14 protein-coding genes are annotated in these 21,170 nt (G+C 69.7%); 9 read left to right on the top strand and 5 right to left on the bottom strand.

The window, feature by feature from the left end:
• Positions 1-45: 45 nt before the first annotated feature.
• Positions 46-1,482: an MFS transporter gene (locus ACFOYY_RS21690; protein ID WP_386191309.1), complete on the top strand. Its 1,437-nt coding sequence runs from the start codon at positions 46-48 to the stop codon at positions 1,480-1,482.
• 349 nt (positions 1,483-1,831) lie between these two features.
• Positions 1,832-2,767, top strand: a complete 936-nt coding sequence (locus tag ACFOYY_RS21695; protein WP_386191312.1) for a phosphotransferase family protein — start codon at positions 1,832-1,834, stop codon at positions 2,765-2,767.
• 235 nt (positions 2,768-3,002) lie between these two features.
• Here ACFOYY_RS21695 and ACFOYY_RS21700 read toward each other — a convergent pair whose 3' ends face one another.
• Together ACFOYY_RS21700 and ACFOYY_RS21705 are read right to left on the bottom strand one after the other, a co-directional pair.
• On the bottom strand, positions 3,003-4,487 hold the full coding sequence (locus ACFOYY_RS21700) for a DUF2079 domain-containing protein (protein WP_386191315.1): 1,485 nt from the start codon (positions 4,485-4,487) through the stop codon (positions 3,003-3,005).
• Between the two features lie 983 nt (positions 4,488-5,470).
• Complete coding sequence (locus ACFOYY_RS21705; protein ID WP_386191317.1) at positions 5,471-5,662, bottom strand: hypothetical protein; 192 nt, start codon at positions 5,660-5,662, stop codon at positions 5,471-5,473.
• Positions 5,663-5,840: 178 nt separating this feature from the next.
• Here ACFOYY_RS21705 and ACFOYY_RS21710 point away from each other — a divergent pair, with 178 nt between their 5' ends.
• The 4 genes from ACFOYY_RS21710 (at position 5,841) to ACFOYY_RS21725 (ending at position 9,116) form a co-directional block, all read left to right on the top strand.
• Entirely contained in the window at positions 5,841-6,164 is a 324-nt protein-coding gene (locus ACFOYY_RS21710) for a PadR family transcriptional regulator (RefSeq protein ID WP_386191319.1), read from the top strand.
• A complete protein-coding gene (locus tag ACFOYY_RS21715; RefSeq protein WP_386191322.1) occupies positions 6,161-6,793 on the top strand; it encodes a hypothetical protein in 633 nt (210 codons plus the stop codon). The genes ACFOYY_RS21710 and ACFOYY_RS21715 overlap by 4 nt, the downstream gene beginning before the upstream one ends.
• A gap of 74 nt (positions 6,794-6,867) precedes the next feature.
• Complete coding sequence (locus ACFOYY_RS21720) at positions 6,868-8,721, top strand: asparagine synthase-related protein (protein ID WP_386191324.1); 1,854 nt, start codon at positions 6,868-6,870, stop codon at positions 8,719-8,721.
• A 59-nt stretch (positions 8,722-8,780) separates the two neighbouring features.
• Complete coding sequence (locus ACFOYY_RS21725) at positions 8,781-9,116, top strand: hypothetical protein (protein ID WP_386191327.1); 336 nt, start codon at positions 8,781-8,783, stop codon at positions 9,114-9,116.
• Here ACFOYY_RS21725 and ACFOYY_RS21730 read toward each other — a convergent pair.
• Positions 9,042-12,128 (bottom strand): AfsR/SARP family transcriptional regulator, encoded by a 3,087-nt coding sequence (locus tag ACFOYY_RS21730; protein WP_386191330.1) that lies wholly within the window; start codon positions 12,126-12,128, stop codon positions 9,042-9,044. The genes ACFOYY_RS21725 and ACFOYY_RS21730 overlap by 75 nt on opposite strands.
• A 256-nt stretch (positions 12,129-12,384) precedes the next feature.
• Here ACFOYY_RS21730 and ACFOYY_RS21735 point away from each other — a divergent pair, with 256 nt between their 5' ends.
• On the top strand, positions 12,385-12,735 hold the full coding sequence (locus ACFOYY_RS21735) for a hypothetical protein (RefSeq protein ID WP_386191332.1): 351 nt from the start codon (positions 12,385-12,387) through the stop codon (positions 12,733-12,735).
• A 212-nt stretch (positions 12,736-12,947) separates the two neighbouring features.
• Here ACFOYY_RS21735 and ACFOYY_RS21740 read toward each other — a convergent pair whose 3' ends face one another.
• Complete coding sequence (locus ACFOYY_RS21740) at positions 12,948-15,500, bottom strand: FG-GAP-like repeat-containing protein (protein WP_386191334.1); 2,553 nt, start codon at positions 15,498-15,500, stop codon at positions 12,948-12,950.
• Between the two features lie 674 nt (positions 15,501-16,174).
• Between ACFOYY_RS21740 and ACFOYY_RS21745 the strand changes: the two genes are divergently transcribed.
• Together ACFOYY_RS21745 and ACFOYY_RS21750 are read left to right on the top strand one after the other, a co-directional pair.
• Positions 16,175-17,191 carry an ATP-binding cassette domain-containing protein gene (locus ACFOYY_RS21745; protein WP_362782232.1) on the top strand — a complete coding sequence of 339 codons (1,017 nt, stop codon included), beginning with the start codon at positions 16,175-16,177 and terminating at the stop codon, positions 17,189-17,191.
• The gene (locus ACFOYY_RS21750) at positions 17,188-18,027 is read left to right on the top strand and encodes an ABC transporter permease (protein WP_386191336.1); all 840 of its coding nucleotides are present in this window, start codon (positions 17,188-17,190) and stop codon (positions 18,025-18,027) included. The genes ACFOYY_RS21745 and ACFOYY_RS21750 overlap by 4 nt, the downstream gene beginning before the upstream one ends.
• Here ACFOYY_RS21750 and ACFOYY_RS21755 read toward each other — a convergent pair.
• Positions 17,956-21,162, bottom strand: coding sequence for a BTAD domain-containing putative transcriptional regulator (locus tag ACFOYY_RS21755; protein ID WP_386191339.1), 3,207 nt, complete (start codon positions 21,160-21,162; stop codon positions 17,956-17,958). The two genes, ACFOYY_RS21750 and ACFOYY_RS21755, sit on opposite strands and share 72 nt — an antisense overlap.
• Between the last annotated feature and the right edge of the window lie 8 nt (positions 21,163-21,170).

Here is a 21,170-nt window from a genome sequence, read left to right on the forward strand (position 1 = left end):
AGCCATGACAGGCCACCGAACCGCACACGGACGAAAGGCACACCCATGTCCACAACCCAGTCCCCGCCCCGCAGCCGACGGCCGGGGCGGAGCCTCGCGCTGCTCGCGCTCGGGCATCTGATCATCAGTCTCGACTTCACCATCATCTATGTGGCTCTGCCCGACATCGCGACCGATGTCGGCTTCACACCGCACACCCTGCAATGGGTGATCACCGCGTACGCCGTCCTCTACGGAGGCTTCCTGCTGTTCGGCGGCCGGCTGTCCGACCTGATCGGGCGTCGGCGGATGTTCGTGCTCGGCATGGCGCTGTACGGCGTGGCCTCCGTACTGGGCGGCCTGGCCACGACCCCGGCGGTACTGCTCACCGCGCGCGCCTTGCAGGGCCTCGCCGGCGCGGTGCTGTTCCCCGCGGTGCTGGCCCTGGTCAACACCACCTTCGCCGAGGGCAGGGAACGCAACCGCGCCCTGACGGTCTGGGCCATGGCGGGCGCAGGCGGGCTCACCGTGGGCGCGCTGGTCGGCGGAGTGCTCACCCAGGCGCTGGGCTGGCAGGCCGTGTTCTACGTCAACGTCCCGCTGGCCACCGTGGGGGCCGTCGCCGCCTTCGCCCTGCTGCCCTCCGACGGCCGTGTCACCAGAGGAGGCGTCGACGTTCCGGGAACCCTGACCGGTACCGCGGGCGTCACGCTGTTCATCTTCGCGGTGGCACACGGCTCCGAGGTCGGCTGGGGACGGACCGAGGTGATCGCCGCGGCCGCTCTCGCGGTGGTCCTGCTGGTCGTGTTCCTGCGCGTCCAGGCCCGCGGCCGGACACCGCTGATGCCGCTGCGGCTGTTCCGCAACCGCGCGTTCAGCGGAGGGGTCGTGGTCATCCTCGTCTTCGGGTTGACGATGCAGGCCGTGCCGTACTTCCTGACGCTGTACTTCCAGAACGTCCTTGGCTTCAGTGCCCTGGAGACCGGGCTGGCGTTCCTCGGCCCGACGCTGTCGATCACCGCGGGCAACTTCCTCAGTGAGCGGCTGATCCACCGGTTCGGCACCCGGAACACGCTGGTCGTCGGCATCGTCCTCAACGCCGTGGGCGCCGTGCTCCTGGCCCCCGGCATGCACGTGGGCGGATCCTTCCTCACCGTCCTGGCCGGGGTCGTCGTCATCGGTCTGGGCATGGGCGTCACCTACGAGGCCATGTGGATCGCCGCGGGCACCGGCGTCTCGGCGGACGAACAGGGCCTGGCCTCCGGGGTCGCCTCAACCGCGCTGCAGGTGGGAACCGCCGTGGGCCTGGCGGTGCTCGTGGCCGTCGCCAACCGTGACATCGAAGGGCAGGCCCTGGCCGCCACCTCCGCCGAGGGAATGCGCGTCGCCGTCCACGTCCTGGGCGCCGTCATGCTGACAGCCGTCCTGGCCGCCCTCAGGCTCCCCGGCTCGCGTGCCGGGGGCACCGTTGTCTTGAGTGACTCTCGGCGGTCAGACATGTAGGGCATGTGAGGGTTCGGGGAACACGCCTGACCGGTATCCAAGGGTTGTCAGGCATGTTGATCACGTCAGGAGCGAGGTCGACCGTCATCTAGGGTCGTCGAGCGAACCTGCCGGCCGGCGGCCTGAAAGCCTGTCGGGCAGCAGGTTCGTCCTGGTCCGCCGCTGTCGCGTCGCCTTGGGACCGGGCGACCTCAGCGGGCACAACGGGCGCATCGCAGGGCATCGATCAGACCAGGAGGTCCAGGGTTCCGGGCGTTTCGATCACCCCGACCTTGTGTGAGACCCCGCCGCCGTCAGCGGTCGAAAAGGGGGAAACGGCGCCCAGCCGTCTGTGCCAGCATGCTTCGTCATGGTGGAACACGAGACGAGCAACGAGACCTTGGCCGCCATCGCCGGCCTGCACGGGATCAGCGCCGAGCAGGTGCGGCCCCTGCCGCAGGGGGTGGCCAACCATGTCTTCCTTCTCGGAGACGACCTGGTCCTGCGCGTCCCACGGGCCGAGCGGTTCCTCCCGGACCTGGTCAAGGAGTCCGCGGTCATTCCCCTCGCCCTGCACGTCGGCGTGCGCACTCCGGAAGTCGTCGCCTTCGATGACACCTGTTCGGTGGTGGACGTGCCCTACATGGTGCTCACCCGAACGCGGGGAGTAGATCTCGCACGCCTCGAACCACCCGCCGCCGACACCGAACGTCTCTTCCGGAACGTGGGGCGAGAGCTGGGCAAACTGCACCGGCTCTCCCCGGCCACCGCACCGGCCCTTACCGGCGTTCCCGTGGACAACGACGTCACAGACCCCTGGGCACTCACCGACCGCCTCCTCAAGGACGGCTGGATCGACACCGGGACCGCCCGCTGGCTCACCGGATGGTTCGACCGGCTCTCGCCCCATCTCCCCACCAGCCCGCCCATGGTCCTGGTTCACGGCGACATCGCTCCGCAGAACCTGCTCGTCTCCCCGAAGACGACCCAGCTCAACGGCATCGTGGACTGGGGCGATGCCGCATGGGCCGACCCCGCTGTCGACTTCGCCAAGATGCCCCTCGCCGGCGTCCCGGCCATGCTCGACGGCTACCGACAGCAAACCGGCCAGGAAACCCCAACGAGCGCGCCGACCTGGGAAGCCCGCGTGCTGTGGCTCCACCTCACCTGGGCACTTGGACGCCTGAAAGATCCCGTCCCGCGCCCGGACGAACGCCACTGGACCGCCCCTCCGGCCAGCCGGCTTCTCGGCCTCCTCCGCTTCTTCGCCTCAGCTCCGCCGGCCCCTTGGGCCGATCTGTCCTGATGCCTCGCCCGGACCTCCCCGACGACCCGGATGGCCTTCTGCCGTCCGTCACCGTGGGCGCCGACCGCCCTTTCCCGCTCTTCGGCGGCGGCCCCGGACCGGTTCTGGGCCGCCCAGTACGGCTCTCGCCCTCGTCGGCTCCACCCGCATCTCGTTCACCGACCTGAAGACACTGCTCCCCCAGGCCGCGCCCGTCCTCGGGCTGACGCCCGGCCAGGTGTCGGCACCCGTGGCGTCAGCGGCACGCCGCCGGAGCGCACAGGACCACGTATCCCTTTTCGGAGAAGACCTTGCGGTAACCACGCTTCTGCAGAGCCGCCACATCCGAAGCCTGGTCGGCGACCGAGGCGAAATGGGGTTGCCTCTCGTCGAGATCGGCGACAACCCACGGCGCTCTCTGGGGCCGTTCGGCGGTTTTCGCGGCCCAGGCCACGACGTGTGTTCTCGCCGAGATCTGTGGCCCCAGACTGTTCGCGGTCTCGACCAGTACCCCGTCCGGGACAGTGGCCAGCGCCGCGACGGCGGCGGGTACGCGGTCGGGCGTTCTGTACCACGCTGGTGAGAACAGATTCCCCAACGCGAAGAACGGCACTGTCCCGACCATCATGAGCGCCATTCCCGCCGGGAGGTACAGCGTGGCAGGGCGCGACACCTCCTTACGCGCACGACGCCGAACACGTGCCAGGCCGTCGACCGCCGCACAGACGAGTGCCATGACGACGGCGGAGTTGTAGTGGTAGTGGGTACTCCACCAGCCGGACGCGCCAGGGTCGGTGGCCAGCATCCTGGCCAGCAACACCGCTCCCGGAGCGAGCATGTACGGCGAGGCCAGGCACAGAAAGAACAACGGCCCCAGGAGGAGCAGCACGGTCCACGCCTTGACGCCGGGGCTGAAAAGAGTGGTCACCACATCGTGCGGCCGGGTGATGACACCGACGATCGCATCCGACTGATCGGCCCCCCAGAACGAGTAGTACCAGTAGCGATCGGCCTGACCACCGAAAAACGGAATCACCACATGCGTGGCGAGATACATGTAGAGGGCACCACAGACGAACAGCGTGGCCCCGAACAAACGCCTTCCACGCGTCAATGCCAGCCCGACGCCAAGTCCGGCCACGAAAATTCCCATGTCCTCTTTGACCGCAAGGACAAGGGCCAGGAACGGGATCGTCTGAGCGAGCTTCCCGGCGCTTATCCTCTCGAAAACCAGGGCGGTCAGGAGAGGGACGAAAGCGTACTCGTGGAAGTGGAACGAAACCGCCTCCGCGATGGGCCACGAGATCAGGTAGGCGACGGACACGAAATAGGCGGCGGGCACTCCCAGAGTCCGGCGCACGAACGTCCAGAGGGGCACCACGGCCAGGGAGAAAAGTATCGCCTGCGCGACGATCAGTGTCTCCGGACCGTCATATATCCAGTACAAGGGCGCCAGCAGCACCAGCATCGGAGATAAATGATCCCCCAGCAGGGAGAACGGAACACCCGGGGTTTCCCAGTTTCCCTTGACGTACGACAGAGGTTCCGAAAAATTCGCATAGCCGCGGACGCCCTGATCGAATATCACCAGATCATAGACGCCCACGCGGAACGTGTAGAACTTGACAAGCCCCAGCGTACCGTACACGACGGTCCCCACGACCACCATCAAACCCACGAAAACCCGGTGGCGAAAAAACGGGGAACCGCCGGAGAGGCCCAAGGACGGCTCTGTCCGCACGCTTTCATCTTCGGCTCTTGATCGCATGCGCTCCATACTGAACGAAAACGCCGCAGTTGGCCGACGTATCGACCAACCGCGACAAGTGAATGTCAGTACCGGCGCCAGCCGTGGTTGAGGGAGGCGTACCCACTCGGGCAGTAGGCACTCAGGCCGGTCCGGTCACCGAAGGCCTTCGCTCCGGCGCTCCAGTACCAGACGTTGTTCCCACACTTGACGCCGATCTGGTATTTCTGCGGCCCGGTGCCGTCACACCAGCCGGTACCGGAGCCCTGACAGTGGGCAATGGCGCAGCCACCGTTGTAATCAGCGTTGGCGGCGAGCAGGGCGGCGCAAAAGCCACCGAGGCGGTCCCGCCCGGGAGAGCTGCGCGATTAGCCTCTCTACCGCATCTACGGATGCCCCGTGGGCGGGTGCGGTTCCCAGGCCTCCCCCACGGCAACCCTGCTGTTCACTTGAACCTTGGCAAGGCCTTTTTCACTTCAGGGCGGCCCAAGTGCACGATCGCAAATCGGAACCCGAATCATCGAAAACCCGTGTGGCCACAACATACGGTCCGCAACCTTTTCAGATTACTGTCGAGAAACCCCGAACCGGCTTTCCCCGCCAATTCACCTATTCGCCGACGGCGTGCCGCATGCGATTACCGTTGTGCCGGGACGTCAGGGCGGCCATTCAGATGGGCCGTCGTTCGGCCTCCGTTCCCGACGGCGGCGGCCTGCGCCCCGGACCGCCGGGCGCCCCACGAACCGGCCAGAGCGGCGACCCCGGAGCCGTACCGCCGATCGCTCCTGTGTCGCTCGACCGACACGTTGTCCACAGGCGAACAGGTGAATGTGGACGTACGGCAGGGCCGCAGGAGCCCAGGAAGCCCTTGGACAAGAGGGCACCGGTGAACGCGCCGTGGGATGTCTCAGGTCTGCGGTGTTTCGTCGATCGCTGCGCCGTAGCTCACCTGGTACCGGCCCGCGGGGATCACGATGTCAGCCGATGGGCGTCCCCTTGACCAGGGCGAAGGGTTCCCAGCTTGTGGAGAGCGTCACCGGTTCGTCGTCGGCGGTGAACGCGCCGGAACGGGTGGAACCGCCTGGTAGCACCGCAGCGGCGGAGACGGCCGGTACGCCTTCTCCTACCGCGTCGAACATCCCAGCCCGCAGGCGGACGCGTGGCTCCACGGCTACCGCACCGAGTGCGTGTCCCCCAGTCCAACTACGTCCGGGGACGACGTGAGGTGACGGGAACGGTCTTCTGCCGATCTCTCGCTGACAAATCCTTCGCGGCCCGTTCCCGGCCCCGGACGTTCTCCACGTCCGGGACACAGCGGACGTATCTTCATCAATATGGGGGTGCCCGATGATCGATCCGCCGCCGAAGATTCGATTGACCACCACCACACGACTTGTCCTTGATCTGTTCCTGGCCACCGATCCCGACGACCCGCTGTGGGGATACCGCGTCACCGAGGAGACCGGGCTCGGTCCCGGCACGGTCTATCCCTTTCTCGAACGGCTGGAGAAGGCCGGGTGGATCACCGGCTCCTGGGAGGCGGGTGTCCCCGAGGGCCGGCCCCGGCGCCGTCTCTACACCCTGTCCGGCACCGGCCGCCAGGAGTACGCCGCCCTCCGGCGGGGCCGTACCTCGCTGTGGTCCTGGAGTCCGAGGAGGGCCGGACGGTGATCGACGACCCGGTCGGCACGGCGAGCTGGTTCGACTCCGACGACTCGGCGTCCGCCGAGATCAGCGACCACGAACGTCTCATGATCATCGGCATCGCCGTCGCCGCCACCCTTCTTCTCCTCGCCTTCAGCGTCTACGTCTGGCTGGACAGCGGCGACCTGTCGGGCAGTCTGTCCTTCGCCGGGATGGCCCTGTTCGTCGGTGGCTCCATCGTCTCGGTCAACGTCCTCGACAGTCCGGCCTTCCGGAACAGGACACGCGGCCTCCTCGCGCTACGCCTCGCCCTGCGCGTCGGCGGCCGCGCCCGGCGGTGGCAGGCCGAAGACTGGCAGGCCGCCGTCGAGGCCTCCCCGAACCCCGTCCGGTACGGCCTCGGCCTGGTCCGCGCCGCCCTGTTGATGAGGCTGTACGACCTCGGCACCCTGCTGCTGAGGGCCGCGTGCTGGGTACTCGCCTCCAACCACCGCACCTGGTGGCCCCTGGGTTCGGTGCTGGCCTTCGCCGCGGTCAACGTCCACCTCGCCCAGGGCTGGGGTTCGGCCTTCTACACGCTGCCCACCATCGTCGCCTTCCACCTGGGCGTCGAGCACCTTCGCCGCCGCTGGAACATCCCCAGGAAGCGCGACTGACCCGTCCTTCGTGAAGGTGAACCCGGGCATCGGCGGAACAGGGATGTGGATCACCGATGTCCGGGAGGGTCGCCTTGCGTGTCCATCTGATGATCGTCGCCAGACGTACGGGCGTCCCGCTGCCGCCCGTGGTCCTCGACGCGGCACGCCAGGGGATCGCCCGTGCCTTCCCGGTGCCCGCCTCGACCCTGGCCTCGGACGAGTGGCACTCGGCCACCGGTGACACGGCGCTGCTGTCCTGGTCGAACGAACCCGAGGGGCACGGGTCGCCGATCATGTGCTCCGGTGGCGGCCGGGTCGCGGCCCTCACCGGGCACCTGGCCGAACCGTCCGAGGTGGACCGGCTGCTCGCCGTACCCCGGCTCGGCGAGGCCGTCACCCGCACCGGTGGTGTCTTCTCGATCTTCCGGGTCGCCGGGACGGAGGTGAGCGCCGCCACCGGGCTCACCCGGGCCTGTCCCGTCTTCCACGCCGAGACCCCGGACGTCCACGTCATCGGCAGCCGCGCGCTGCTCGTGCACCTCGTCGCCAGGGCCGCCGAGACGTCGTCGAGCCGCCCCGCGATCGTCTGGGACCTGGCCGCCCTTGAGTCGATGGTGCGGGCGGGCTACTTCCTGTCCGACGAGACGCCGTTCCACGGGGTCGGCGCGCTGCCCCCGGCCGCCGAGATCAGGGTCGAGGGCGGGCGCCGTACCGTCACCGAGACCCCGTTCCCCGAGGCCCGCGAGGCCCCCGCCTCCCGACGCGCGGCACGCGCCCAGGTCGACGAACTCGCCGACGCGCTGCTCACCGCCGTACGACCGCTGCGCCACACCACCGAGCCGGTACGGCTGTCGCTCACCGGCGGCCGTGACAGCCGTCTCCTCGCCGCGCTGCTGCACAGGGCCGGCATCCCGTTCGTGACGGCCACCTCCGGACATGACGACAGCCCCGACGTGGTGCTCGCCGAACGTGTCGCGCGGGCCCTCGGCGTACGGCACAGCGTCGCCCGGCCGAAACGGTCCGACGACGGCACGGAGCTGGTCGTCCCCCATCCCCACGTTCGCGGCCACAACGTCCTGTTCGCCTGCGAGGGCATGATCTCGGTCTACGAGAACATCCCGGCCGGCGTACGGTTCGACCCCACGCCACGGATGTCCGGGCACGGCGGGGAGGTCCTGCGGGGCGGGTTCCTGCACAACCAGACCGGTCTGGACGCCAAGGCCGTCAGGCGGCGGATCGACGGCCTCTTCAGCAGGAACGCCGACCTGCTGACCGACCAGGGCAGACAGCACGCCCAGGCCCTGGCCTCCCCCTGGCGGGACCTGGACGGCCCCGGCGCCCTGGACCGGCTGTATCTGGCGCACCGTGTGGGCCGCTGGCACGCCGCCTCGCGGGCGTCGTTGCTGCGCGGCCAGAACCCGGTCCCGCCGTTCCTCGACAACCTGGTCGTCAGGACCGCGCTCGGGATCGACCCGCTGTGGCGACGCTCGGAGGCGCTCATCCACGGGGTGATCAACGCCTTCGCGCCCTCGCTGCGGGACGTGCCCGTCGAGGGGCGTCCGTGGCGGTTCACCGAGGAGAGCCGCCCGAGCCTGTGGGACCGGCTCCGCTCACGTGGCCTGCCCCTGCGTTCCGGGCCTTCCGCCGGTTCTCCTGCCGGTTTCCTGAAAGCCTCCGCGGCTTCCGCGGGGAAGCCCTGGAACTGGCGGACCGAGCCCTCGGCCGAGCTGACCGGCCTGCTGCGCGCGGCCGTGATCGACGACCGCGGGGAACTGCGGGCGGACGGGCTGGCACACGTCGTGGACGCGGCCCAGGTGGCACGGCTGCCGGACTCCCGGATGGACGTCCTGTGGCACCTCTACACCGTCTCCACGATGCTCACCGACGCCTTCGCCACCCCCGTCCCCCCTGACCTGCCTTCCCTGCGCATCCCCATTCCGCGTTGATCGAATGGTTGACTTCCCCCATGCGTCTTCGGCAGGAAACACGTCTCTATCGGCTCCTCGTGTCGACCGTGTTCACCGAGGGACTCGACCACGACATGGACCTGTGGGCGCTGGGATTCGGTGCCACATGGGTTCAGGGAATGGACGCCGCGGCCATCACGGCGAAGTTCTCCCTGGACCCGAGCACCCGCACACCCTGCCGTCTGAGCGAGATCCTCGACCGCAACATCGACGACGGTTCCGTCTGGGTCGCCGAGGTCGGAGACTGGCTCTGCGTCGTGCCCGGAACCTACGCGGTGACCGTAGGTCCTCGCGCCGCGTCACCGCCGGGTACGGTGCCCGTCCTCCTCGCGGCGTGCCGACTGCGGCTTCCCCTCAAGGTCGGCCAGGAGTGACAGCGCCAGGTCCTCCAGCAGGAGGTAGCCCGTCGAGGACGCCTGGTCCAGAGCTTGACGGGCGTACCGGATCGCGCGGTCGTGCGTGCCCAGGTCGGCGTGCGCGCGGGCGAGGCCGAGCAGCGGCCTGACCTGCAGGTGCACCATGCCCGCCGTGACGGCGTACGTGAGTGCTCGCTGGTGGGCGTCGAGAGCCTCGCCGTGCTGTCCGGTCATCGCCTGGACGGTGCCGAGGACGTGCGTGGCGCGGCACATGGCGTAAACGTGGCGCGCGCCCTCCGCGCGCTCACCGGCCGAGACCACGGCCTCAAGGGCGAGGTCGAGACGGCCGCGGTCACGGTGGATCTCCGCCAGTGTGGTCAGGCTCTTGGCCTCGGGCACGTGCAGGCCGCTCTCGCGGTCGTGGCCGAGCGCCTCGGTGGCGAGGGCCAGCGCCTCGTCCAGGTCGCCGCTGAGACGCCGGACGGTCGCGAGCTCGTTGAGGGAGTGGCTCAGCTCGCTGCCGCGCAGGTGACGGTGGAGGGCGAGGGCGTCGCGCAGGTGCCGTTCCGCCTCCTCCAGGTCGCCGCATTCCAGGTGCACGGTACCCAGGTTGCCCATGGCGCGGGCCTCGCCGTAGGTGTCGCCGATCTCGCGGTTGAGCTCGACGGACCTGACGAGGTGGTCGATGGCCTGGCGCAGCCTGCCCAGGTCATGACAGGCGGTGGCGGCGTTGTTGTGCGCGGCGGCGGCGCCCGCGGACCAGCCCGCGTGCTCGCTGTACCGAATGGCCAGCTCACAGGCGGCGTGGGCGGCGGAGTAGTCGGCGCGGCACAGAGCGGCCGTGCCCGCGCAGAGGTGCGCCGCCGCCAGGCCGAGCGGGTCGTCCTCGACGGTGGCCGCGTGTGTCGCGGCGTCGGCGATCGCCACGATGTCGGCCAGGCTGGTGGCGGTGTGGTGGACGAGGTGACCACGCAGGGCGTCGGCGATCAGCCAGGCGTGTCGTCTGGGGCCGGTGACCGGAGGCCTGCGGGCGGCGGAGGAGGGGTCGACGGCGCCGGCGGCGTGCAGGGCGAAGGCGACGAGGTTGGCCTGCTCGGCGCTGAACCAGGCCATCGCCTCGGCGCGGGGCCCGAGCCCGGACGGGACGGGGAGCGGCAGGCGGGTGATCGAGGGATAGGCGCTCTCCGCCGCCGCGACGGCCTCGGCCAGGTACCGGTCGCCGAGGCGTTCGAGGGCCCGGACGCCGGTCGCGGAGTCGTCGTCGCGGAGTGTGAGCTCTCCCGCGTACTGCCGGAGCAGGTCGTGACAGGTGTACCGGTACGGCCGGTACTCCTCGATCAGGTGGGCGGCGGCGAGGCGGTCCAGGAGCCGTTCGGCCTCGGCGATCTCGATGTCGGCCAGGGAGGCGACGGCCGACGCGGTGACGTCGGGCCCCTGGACCAGCCCCAGCAGCCTGAACAGGCGCCGCTCCGCCTCCGGCAGGCCCGTGTACGACAGCTCGAACGCCGCCCGGACCGCCACGTCGCCGTCGATCCGCAACAGGTCCAGCCCTCGCGCGGACAACGCGGCGGCGTACTCGCCCAGCGACCTTCGCGGACGCGTCGCCAGCGTCGCGGCGGCCACACGCAGGGCCAGCGGGAGTCCTCCGCACAGCCGTACGATCCGCTCGGCCGCCTCCGGCTCCGCCGACAACCGTTGGTCCCCGACGATGGAGGCCAGCAGCCGGACGCTGTTGTCCCGGTCGAGCACGCCGAGTGACAGGTTCCAGGCGCCGTGGGAGACGGTCAGCCCGGCGAGCGCGTTGCGGCTGGTGACGACGACCAGGCAACCGGGAGCGCCGGGTAACAGGGGCCGTACCTGTTCGGCCGTCCGCGCGTCGTCGAGCAGCACCAGCATCCGGCGGCCCGACAGGCGCGAGCGGTACAGACCGGCCGCGGCCTCCTCCTGCTCGGGGATCCGCTCCGGGGGTATCCCGAGCGAACCGAGCATCCGCACGAGGGCCTCCAGCGGCGGCATGGGCGGGCGGGCCGCGTGCCCTCGCAGGTTCACGTAGAGCCGGCCGTCGGGGAACTCCTCGGTCACGAGATGGCCGAACCGTACGGCCAGGGCGGTCTTGCCCGCGCCGGCCGCGCCGGTGACGGTCGCGATGGAGGGGGCGCCCGCGGCGAGGGCATTCCGGCGCAGCAGAGCCAGGTCGTGTTCACGCCCCACGAAGCCGGTCACGTCGGCGGGTAGCTCGGCGGGCACCTGCCTCGCCTCCTCGCGTCCGTGGAACGGCTCGGGGTCGGGGGCGTCGGCGAGGACGGTCGCCTCCAACCGGCGCAGCTCGGGCCCGGGGTCGAGGCCGAGTTCGTCCGCGAGCAGGGCTCGCCCCTCGCGGTACACCTCCAGCGCGTCGGACCGCCGCCCGGAGCCGTGCAGCGCCGTCATGAGCAGTGCCCGCAGATGTTCCCTCAGGGGATGCTCGGCGAGCAGTTCGGACAGCTCACCGACCAGGTCGCGATGCCGGCCGAGGGCCAGGCCCAGTTCGGCCCGCTCCTCAAGGACGCTCAGGCGCAGTTCCTCCCACCGTCCGGCGAAGGCCGCCAGTTCCTCCAGTTCCAGGTCGGCGAGCACCGGGCCCCGCCACAGTGTCAGGGCCTGCCCCAGCAGGTCGGCGGCCTCGGCCTGTCGTCCGGCCCGAGCCGCCTGCCTGCCCCGATCGATGCACCGCTCCGCCTGGTGCGTGTCCACCAGGCCACCGGCCAGCCGGTAGCCGGACCCCTCCGTCCTGATGATCTCCGGTCCGGCGCCCATCCCGCGTAGTTCCCTGCGCAGGGCCGCCACCGCGATCATGACCTGGTTGCGTACGGTCGCCGGCGGGTGCCGCCCCCAGGCGGTGGCCAACCGGTCGATGCTGAGCACCTGGCCGTGGCCGACGACCAGCATGGCCAGTACGGCCCGGGCCCGCGGACCGCCCAGCCGCACCGGCCTGCCGTCGACCGTCGCTTCGAGCCGCCCCAGGATGTTGAACCGTACGTCAGGCCCCATGTGATCACGATAGCGAGGGCGGGCGTCCCGTCCGTCCGGAGAGAAACCGTGGTCGTTTCACGCGGGGGCGAGGGCCGTTACCCAGCACGAAAAGGGATCGTTCTCCGGAGGTCACGACCGGCGTCGCCGTCATATCGGGTCGATAGCGAAACAAAAGCGGGCGTTCGTAGGGTCGGAACGAATCTCAGGCCGAAACGGTGGGCTGTGCGAAACGGTCGACCGCGAACCTGAACTCCCTACAGAGAAAGCCGAGAAATTGAACACCACGACAAAGTTCGCGTTCGCCGTGGCGGTCGGCACGCTCGCCCTGTCCGTCTTCGCCACCCCTTCCAGCGCCAGCTCCGCCGGTGCCGGCCTGCCGACGTCCTCTGTGAACAAGGCCGCCTGCGCGGTTCAGCACCACTTCTACGACGTCGGGTACGCCAGGAGGGTGGACCTCTCCAACGAGTGCTCCTCCACGCGCTACGTCTGCATCGACAAGGTCTGGAACCAGGACTCCGGGCCGCACGCCGTCCCCGGACGTTCGACGAAGACCGTCTCCTACGCCACCTGGCCCGAGCCGACCGGCCGGAGCGTCTACTACGCGAGTTCTTCCAGCAGGTGCTGAACGCGATATACGTCACTCACAAGAGCTGAAGAGAACGGCCGGCTGGACGGGGGCGTTCCGGCTGACCTCCTCCGAGGAATCTTTGACTGGCCATTCCCAGGCCCACCGTACGGCTTCTCGCACTCCTGTTCCGGGCCCGTTCCACAGCGGTGACCGCGGGTCTGGGGTGCCCGATGGTGTGACCGGCGCATCGGGCACCCCGGAGTCTTCATTCAGGGGTGGAAGGTGTCGAAGTAGTCGGCGGGGATTTTGTTGAGCCAGGCGTGGGTGACACCGGTCCAGCCGATGCGCAGGAAGTCGGCCTTGCCGTCCCCGTCGATGTCGGCGAACTGGATGTCCTTGGGCGGCAGGTCACCGTCCCCGGCGATCCTGCCGATGTCGCGGTAGGTGCCGCCCGCGCCCTTGGCTCCCTCGTTGATCCAGGCGCGGGCGCCGCCCTTGAGGGTGATCAGGATGCGGTCGGCCCGCTTGTCACCGTTGATGTCGGCGTAGCGGATCTCCCGGGGGTTGGCCAGGGCGCCACTGATCTGCTGGGGAGCGGTCCAGTCCAGCCACTTGCGGCCGTCCTTGTTCTGGAAGTCCCTGTTGTACGCGGCGGTCGTCGTGCCGTCCGGTTTGATCAGCAGGTAGTCGTCCCGGCCGCCCCCGGTGACGTCGGCGAACCGGATCTTCGTGGCCGGGTCGATGTTCAGGATCTCACCCTGCGACCCCTCGTCGAAGACACTGGCCATGCCGCCGTATTTGTTCATGCACATGCGTTGGCCGGAGGGGTTGTCGCCCTTCCAGGTGGAGACCTCGACCTTGCCGGTCAGCCAGACCACCATGCAGTCGGGGAACCCGTCGCCGTCCACGTCACCGAACCGCAGCATGTTGCCCACCGCTCCGGCCGCGGGTTTGTAGGAGTTCTGGCCTTCGACGAAGGGCATCCAGTTCTTGCCGGAGGGCCCGCTGTTCCACCAGAACCGGAAGTTCTGCTTCTCGTCGACCGCGACGAACTCGGCCTTGCGGTCCTTGTTGACGTCGACCATCCAGAATCGGCTGGAGGAGGGGTACTGCTGGTCCTGGATGACGCCGCGGTCCTCCCAGTTCGGGCCGAGCTTGGAGCTGTTGTCACCGGTGCCGGTACCGTCGTCCCTCGGGCCGCCACAGGCGTCGGACACCTGGCCGGGATCCTGCTCGGCCGGCGGCCGGAGCCAACCTCTGTCACTCGCCTGACCGGCCGCCTTCACGAACGCCGTGCCGATCTTCTCGTAGCCCTGGTCAGTGGGGTGAATGCCATCGGTGCCGATGTCGGAGAGCTCCAATCCGGTGGTGTCGGTGTACACCACACGCAGGCCGCGTTTCACCAGCAGATCGACCATGGCGGGGATCTGGGCGGTGAACGCCTCACCCCGCGCGTTGGCGCCGGGAAATTTCGGGGAGTTCAAGGGCTGCATCCCCGCCACCAGGACGACGGTCCTCGGAGAGTCACCGGCGATCTGCTCGACCAGTCTTTGGAGCCGCCCGATCGCACCGTCCATCTGGATGTCGTAGAGGACATCGTTGCCGCCGGCGATGAGCGTGATGACGTTGGGCTTGAACACCTTGACCGCGCACTGGGCCTTCCCGGCGATCAGGTCGATCGTGTACCCACGCCAGCCCTCGACCTCCCGGTCCTCCATCGTCCCCACCCGGACCGAGCCCACCCAGTCCACCCAGTCCACCCAGGGGGTGACGTCGTCACTGACCTCGGTACCGGCGGGCTGTGCCCTGCGCTCCGCGAGATCGTTGAACCCCTGATCGGCGGTGTCGCGGTAACCGTTCCCGTCCGAACTGCCTTCCCCGTAAGTGCTGGACGACCCGAGTGCCATCGGACGCAGGCTCGCGGATCCGATGCCGTTGCGGAGCCTGTGGAGATTCGCGAGAAGGGCTGGAGCGAGGCCCTCAAGATATTGGGCCACGAACTCAAGCGGGCTCCGGAACGCGGTGAACTTCGCCGCCAGGTTCTTCACGCCCTGCGCGATCTTCTGGAGCAGGGGGTTGGCCCCCGTCTCCATCACCGCGAGCGCCTTGCCCAGCACGGCGCCGGTGATGGCTCCGTGGATGCCCACCGCCAACGCCTCCGTCCAGACCGCCGGGTCGGTGAACGGCCTGTTGTCGAAATAGGCGTTCAACAACTCCCCGATCATGCCCCCCACGAATCCGCCGAGGGCTCCGCAGAACGGCGCGGCCGCCGGGGCGCCGACATTGAAGGCTCCCAGGCACAACGCCGAGGTCAGGATCATCGCGCCCGTCCCCACAGTGGCGGAGAGGAACTTCTGCCACCAGTTCGCGTTCGGGCCGACCTGGTCGGCCGGTATCACGATGGCCACCCCGGTGTCGATCACCTGGATGGAGCCTTCGAACCCGACGCCTTCCCATGCGTCCGGGTAAACGCCCACCTCGTACGACTTCAGGAGCGTGATCATGTGATCGCTCAGCGACTGACCCGTCGCCTGTGCTCTGTGGATCTTGTCCACCTCGGCCTGGAGGGGACCACGGTCGACCTGCGAGACCTCGAAGCTCATCACCACGTCGTCGGCGTCCTCCGCCAACGCGGCGAGGCGCGCAGGGGCCTCACCCGCGCACATCAGGCGTATCGCCGAGGCCTGGCCGACGCCGGCGGGCCCGATGCCCCCCAGCCGGGCGGCGGCGCGGTCGGCGCCCTCGCACGAGGACGGCCGGAGCGGTGCACCCGCTTGCGCGGGCGTGACGGCGCCGGCCAGGACCAGCGTCACGGAGACCACAACCGCGGCGATCCGGCTCCACCAGCCTCGGCGGCGGCCGGCTCCCACATTCGAGGCCGACGGTGGACCCGGCAAACGCAGCCGTGCGACCGGCGCGGTATATAACGACTTTCTCAAGAAGCTCTCCTAAAAGGCGTTCCGGTCGCGCCCGACTCGGCGAACCGGCGTGTCATGACAGAGCGGTCACGGTCGCGAACGCGGGCGCGTCGGCTCTCCCGGCCAGACCAGCGGACCTGTACGGGCTTGGGTGCGGCACGGCTGCCTCCCGGCGGGAGGCACTCCTGGACGGAATCGGACACCGCACCGGCAAGCATGTCGCGACAGCCGTACCCGGATCGATCCCGCCTGCTGCCCATGTGAGGTACGGCTCGCGCTACCGCGGTCCCCTGTTCCCGCAGGTCCGGACGTGCCTCGGCTGCGCGCGGGCACGCGGTACGGATCGAAGGGGGACGTTCGCCGGAGAAACGGCGACCCCTGGCACGGACTCTGCTTCTCTCCTTTCCGGACGAAAGGCTGAAGCCAGTCTGTTGATTCTCCGGCGGAATGTCGTTGACGGTTTCCGCAGAATGTGTTGACGGTTTCTGCAAACGCCTGAACGCCTCGGGTTTCACCCAGGAGGCGCCGCGAAACCGGGGCGAAGGTGTGGTGAAACCCGGGTCGTCGAACCTGTGTCCATGAGCATCACCCAAGAGACAAGACAGACGAGGTCCGGTGCCGAGACGGCGGTGAGCGCCGTCCGGGCCGAAGGACTGGTCAAGACGTTCGGCACGTACCGCGCCGTCGACGGGATCGACCTGGACGTACGGCCCGGCGAGGTCTTCGGGGTCCTCGGCCCCAACGGCGCGGGCAAGACCACGACGATGCGGATGCTGGCGACGCTGCTGAAGATCGACGCCGGACGCGCCGAGATCTTCGGCGTCGACGTGGCCGACAACCCGCACGTGATCAGGCAGCTGGTCGGGGTCACCGGCCAGTACGCGTCGGTCGACGAGAACCTGACCGCCCGGGAGAACCTGTGGCTGTTCGGGCGGCTGCAGGGCATCGGCTCCGCGGAGGCGAAGCGGATCTCCACCGACCTGCTGGGGCGGTTCGGGCTTGAGGAGGCCGCCAACAAGCCGATCGCGCAGTTCTCCGGGGGCATGCGGCGGCGGCTCGACCTGGCCGCCAGCCTGATCACCAGGCCGCCGTTGATCTTCCTGGACGAGCCGACCACCGGACTCGACCCCCGTACGCGTGGACAGATGTGGGACACCATCCGCGACCTGGTCGCCGACGGCTGCACCGTCCTGCTGACCACCCAGTACCTCGACGAGGCCGACCAGCTCGCCGACCGGATCGCCGTCATCGACCACGGCAGGAAGGTGGCCGAGGGCACCCCGGACGAGCTGAAGACCACGGTCGGCGACTCCGCCCTGCAGGTCGTGCTCGCCGTACCCGGTGAGATGCGGCAGGCCTCGGACATCGTGCGCCGTGTGGTCGGCGTCGAGCCCGTGCTCAGCCCGGAGCAGGGACGGCTCACCGCCCCGCTCGGCCAGGCGGACCTGGCCGCCGACGTGCTGATCGCGCTACGCACCGCGGGGGTGTCCGTAGCGTCGGTGAGCGTGGACAAGCCCAGCCTGGACGAGGTGTTCCTGGCCCTCACCGGTCACGAGGCCGACGAGAAGAACGACAACGACGGAGAGAACCGATGAGCACCCTGACCGCACCGGCCGCCCACCAGCCCGTACGGGCCGCCGACCGGGTGGCGTCCGCGCGGCGGCGCGTCTCGGTCGGCGAGACGCTCAGCCAGACCATGATGATGGCCTGGCGGGCGGTGAAGAAGATGTTCCGCAACCCCGAGCAGTTCATCGACGTGACGATGCAGCCCATCCTGTTCACGGCGATGTTCGCCTACATCTTCGGCGGCGCCATCGCCGGGAACGTGGGCAACTACCTGCCGCTCATGATTCCCGGCATCCTCGCCCAGACCGTGCTGACCACCTGTATGGCGACCGGCACCCAGCTCCGTGAGGACATGGAGAAGGGCGTCTTCGACCGGTTCAAGTCGCTGCCGATCGCCCGCATCGCGCCCCTGGCCGGGCCGATGGTCGCCGACCTGGTGCGTTACACGATCGCCTCGGGGCTGACCTTCGGCATGGGCATCCTCATGGGCTACCGGCCGGGCGGCGGCGTGTTCGGGACGCTCGGCGCGATCGCGCTGTCGATCGTCACGGGCTGGTCGCTGGCGTGGGCCTTCACCTGGGTCGGCACCATCGCGCGCAGCGCCCAGGCGGTGCAGGGAATCTCGATGATGATCATGTTCCCGCTGACGTTCCTGTCCAACGCGTTCGTGCCGGTGGACACGCTGCCGGGCTGGCTGGCCGCCTTCGTCCGGGTCAACCCGGTCTCGCACCTGGTCACGGCGGCCCGTGACCTGGCCAACAACGGTGTCGTGAGCGGCGAGGTGGCCTGGACGCTACTGGCCTGCCTGATCTGCATCCTGATCTTCGCGCCGCTGGCGGTGCGTTCCTACAAGCGGCACATCTGAGCCGTGGCCGCGCAGCGCCTTCCTGGCCTCGTCGAGCAACTCGGGGCCGCGCCGGTCGCCGTACTCCGCCCGTATCGCGGAGATCAGACCGGGCGCGGCCCTCTCCGCGTGCGGTTCGATCCGGTCGAAGGCCATGCTGGACATCATCTGGCTGTAGGAGAAACGCTCGGCGAGCACCAGCAGCCTGATCGCCTCCTGCGCGGGCAGCGCCTCCCACAGCAGGCCCCACGCGCCGAGCGCGAACAGCATCGTCCCGACCACCGGGTAGTCGATGTAGAGGCTGCGCGCGCTCAGCATCTCCCCGTTCAGCAGGAAGGACCGGTCGGCGAACAGTTCCTCGCCGTGACGCAGGTCGGACGGGCCGGCGTGGTAGGCGTGGGCCGTCAGCGCGAAGGCGGTGATGACGATCACCCACGGTTCGCTGCCGCTCGGAAGACCTGCGGTCAGCCGCATGTCACGGGCCCGCTGTACGGCCAGGCGGTACTGGGCCAGGGCGTGCGCCGTGTCACCGCGGGCGAGGGACAGTTCGGCCGCGCACATCGGGATGAACACCATCTCGCCCTGCACCGCCTCGCTCTCGCTGATCCGCGTCAGCTCGGCGAACTCGGCCTCGGCCGTCTCCAGATCGCCCGTCTGGATGGCGTTGTGGATGATGACGGCGCGCAGTTGCACCTCGTCGTCGGTGGCGCCGATCCTGATCATGGCGGGAAGGGCGGCACGGGCGTGGCGGACCGCCTGCTCGTGGTCTCCCCGTTGCAGGGTCAGCTGGGCGAGTGTGGCCCGCAGGACGGCCTTCTGCCACGGCCCGTCGTCCTCCCGCACCACGGCCAGCGCCCGCTCCGCCGCCGCGCACGCGGCCTCCGCCGCTCCGATGTTCTCCAGCGCGTGGGCCAGCGCCTGTCCCGCCATCAGGGCGAGGTCGTGGTCGGAACTCAGGCTCAGCTCGGTCAGTCGCCGGATGACCTGGTCCCCGACGGGGGAGTCGCCGGCCAGCACCACCCGCGTCATCGCGGCCAGGCGGGGATCGGGACTTTCCCGTTTGGGCAGGTGGGCGAGCAGGTCACGCAGCGTGCGGTCGGTCATCCCCATCATGTTCATGAGCATGATGAGCAGGGCCGCCCTGGTCGCCTCCTCAAGCTCCGGGGGCGGGACCCAGCCGTCGAGCGCCTGGACCAGCGCCTCACGCAGCACGACGATCCTGGGGTGGTCACCACGGATCGACCACAGCGCGCCCACGGCGGACATCAGCTGCATCACCGTGCCGGAGTCGCCCTCGCCCAGCGCCCGGCGCAGCTGGTCGGCCAGGTTGCCCTCCTCGGCGCGCAGCGCGTCCACGGCCTCGAACTGGCGGACACTGAACAGATAGTCGATATGGCGTATGCCGTACTCGACCGCCCAGGACCGTTGCGCCGCCCGCGCCCGCTCCTCCTCACCGGCCTCGGCCAGGCGCATCAGGCCGAACTCCCTGACCGTCTCCAGCATGCGGTAGCGCAGACCGTACGCGGTCTCCCTGACGCTCAGCAGGGACTGCTCGACCAGCGCGTCCACGGCGTACAGCGCGTCCGCGCCCAGCATGTACTCGGCCGTCTCCAACGTGAAGCCGTCACCGAACAGCGACAGCCGGCTCAGCGCGCGCCGCTCCCGCTCGCCCAGCAGGTTCCAGGACCAGTCGATGACCGCGAGCAACGTCTGGTGCCGGTCGGGGGCGCTGCGGTTACCGCCACGCAGCAGGGCGAACCGGTCGTTGAGCCGCCGTCTGATCTCCTCGACCGACATCATCCGCGTCTTGGCCGCGGCCAGCTCGATGGCCAGGGGCAGACCGTCGAGCCGGGTGACGATCTCGCGCACGACCTCCTCGTCGAGCCGCACACCGGGACGGGCGGCCGTGGCCCGCTGGCCGAACAGCTCGACCGCGTCACCCGTGGCCAGCTCGCCGAGCTGGTGGACCCGTTCGGCGGGGATCGCCAGCGGGGCGCGTGAGGTGGTGAGAATCCGCAGGTCACGGGTGGTGGCGATGAGGAAGGCCACCAGGTCGGCCACGGCCTCGACGACGTGCTCGCAGTTGTCCAGGATGAGCAGGGAGGGCACCTGGTCCAGGTGGGCGGCGATGCGGGTCCGCACGTCGGCGCGCTGCTGCGGGGTCAGCGCCCGCCGTCCGACGACCGAGTCACGCACCCCGAGCGCGGACCCCACCTCGTCCACCACGCCCTCGGGAGAGGACACGGCGACCAGTTCGACGAAGTGCGCCACCGGCTGCACGGCGTTCCTGCCCGCCACGTGGGCCAGCCGCGTCTTGCCCAGCCCGCCGGGGCCGACGATGGAGACGACCCTGCCGCTCTGCAGCAGGGCGTGGACCGTACGGATGTCGTCCTCACGGCCGAGCAGCGAGGAACCGTCGTAGCGAAGCCCCTCGCGCACCGGCCGGTCGGCGGCCAGCAGCCCGGCGTGCACCCGCGTCAGCTCAGGCCCGGGATCGGTGCCGAGCCGGTCGGCGAGGTCGGCCCGGTAGCGTTCGTAGCGTTCCAGCGCCGCGGCGACACCGCGCACCGCCGCCTCACTGCGCAGCAGGCAGGCCAGCAGTTCCTCGTCGTGCGGAAGGGCGGCCGCGCGCTCCTCAAGCAGGGGAAGCGCGCCCGCGTGGTCGCCGTCCCTGCCCCGTGCGAGGGCCAGCACCCGGCAGGCCTCGGCCAGGTGTCCGGCGGCGACGGCGCGCAGGTCGGCCAGTGCTCCCGTCGACGGCTCACGACCGTTCCCCGCCAGGGTGATCGCCTGCTCGGCGCACCGGCGGGCCAGGGCCGTGTCCCCCTCGCCCAGCGCCCTGACCGCCCGCCCCACGAGGTCGGCGAGCAGGTGGGCGTCGACCTGGTCCGCCGACAGGCCCAGCCGGTAGCCGCGCGCCGTACGCACCACGACGTCGGGGCCGGTCGCGGACCGGGTACGGGAGACCACGACCTGTAGCGCCTTGACGGGGTTGGCGGGCGGGTCCTCCCACCACAGCTCCCGGACCAGGTGATCGTCGCTGACCCCGGCCTTCCCGTGCAGCACGAGCACGGCCAGCAGGGCATGCGCGCGATCGCCCGCCAGTGGCCTACCCTCCCAGCGGACACCGTCGAGCAGGGTCAGCACCGGAGCCACGCACCCCA

The organism is Streptosporangium jomthongense (assembly GCF_042650425.1).
Taxonomy (GTDB): Bacteria; Actinomycetota; Actinomycetes; order Streptosporangiales; family Streptosporangiaceae; genus Streptosporangium.